Origin of the sequence: Bartonella sp. AP88XZML, from assembly GCF_042195565.1 — a bacterium.
Classification (GTDB): Bacteria; Pseudomonadota; Alphaproteobacteria; order Rhizobiales; family Rhizobiaceae; genus Bartonella.
Map to the genome: position 1 here is coordinate 1 of NZ_JBHIOQ010000079.1, position 1,414 is coordinate 1,414.

Here is a 1,414-nt window from a genome sequence, read left to right on the forward strand (position 1 = left end):
AAATGGACGCATCTCACGAGCAAAAACACCGCATGAACCCATGGATAAATTGGCAATTGAAATGCGTGCCAAACGCTTCTGCTTGACCATAGAAGAGGCTAAAAATCCGCTTTCCGGCACCTATATTGGGCGGCTTTATTTGCAAGGCGAAATCAATCAAGACCAATATGATGCTGCGCAAAAATATCTTGAAGTGAAAAACAATTACCTATGTGCAAAAGGATTGCCTAATGCTGTTTATGACAACTTTACTCCTTCATCAAATGAGGAGGCACAAAAACGGTGGATTGAAAGAGCAACTCATTGTTATGAAGTGACGAAAGAGGCTATCAAAGAAGCACAACACCTCTATAGACAGTATAATCTTTATGCTGCATTACAATATCTTGTTATAGAAGATCAATCGCTAACACATCTTGTTAGTTCTTTGCGTATTGTTCTTAATGCGCTTCATAAGCACTTTAGCCGTTAAAAAAGAATTGACATCAGATGAAAAATCATTAAAATGTGTATATATTTACACATTATGAGTTTAGGGAATGGAACAAGATAGCCGAAAAATCATTGCAAAATTAAAGCGTGATGGCTTTGAACTTGTCAAAGTAAAAGGTTCTCATCATAAATTAAAAAAAGATGGTAAGGTTGTTATTGTTCCACATCCTAAAAAAAATCTTCCGATTGGTACAGTACGTTCTATCGCACAACAAGCAGGTTGGTTAGAAAAAGGAGAAGAAAAATGAAAAGATTTTTTGCTCTTGTTCATAAAGATGAAGATTCTGCTTTTGGTGTTCAGTTTCCTGATTTTGAGGGGCTTTTTTCTGCTGCTGATGAGGAAGAAAATTTAATCGCAAATGCAACAGAAGCACTTCAACTTTATTGTGAAGATATAGATATAGTGCCTATTCCTTCAAAATTTGAGGAAGTCATACAACGGGAATCTGTCAAAACAGCTTTGTCAGAAGGAGCTTTTTTAATACAAGTCCCCTTTATTGAAAATGATGCAGAAGTAGTACGTACGAACATATCTATTGAAAGAGGGCTCTTACGTGCAATTGATGATTGTGCACAAGAAAGAGGCTTAACGAGATCTGCTTTTTTGGCAACAGCAGCGCGTCACGAGCTTAATATTTAGATTTTCTGCTTTTTTGGCTGTGTCAATACATACCTTTTTGTTTATAAAAACACCATATTTAGGTAAAAAAAAATAAAAAAACACAAGATCATGATTTTTTTTGTTGACATAGTGTAAAAAATCGTATTTAATGACGACACGGCACTGGTCGTATTGTGTCTAAAATTCAAAAATATCCCCAAAAATTCAGCAAAATGTGAACTTGAAACGTGGCTAGAAAGCCCTGTTTTCTTGCTAATTCTGGCTAATTAATTTTTCAAAGAATAAAAATCAATATTTGAC

Annotated in this window: 3 protein-coding genes; all 3 read left to right on the forward strand. The window is 35.1% G+C overall.

Annotation, left to right across the window (positions count from 1 at the left end):
• Positions 1-472: hypothetical protein (locus tag ACFIK2_RS08270; protein WP_375677149.1), on the forward strand; the 472-nt coding region annotated here is incomplete at its 5' end.
• Between the two features lie 67 nt (positions 473-539).
• Positions 540-740, forward strand: coding sequence for a type II toxin-antitoxin system HicA family toxin (locus ACFIK2_RS08275; protein ID WP_375677150.1), 201 nt, complete (start codon positions 540-542; stop codon positions 738-740).
• Positions 737-1,132, forward strand: a complete 396-nt coding sequence (locus ACFIK2_RS08280; protein ID WP_005864994.1) for a type II toxin-antitoxin system HicB family antitoxin — start codon at positions 737-739, stop codon at positions 1,130-1,132. The genes ACFIK2_RS08275 and ACFIK2_RS08280 overlap by 4 nt, the downstream gene beginning before the upstream one ends.
• The last annotated feature ends 282 nt before the right edge of the window (positions 1,133-1,414 follow it).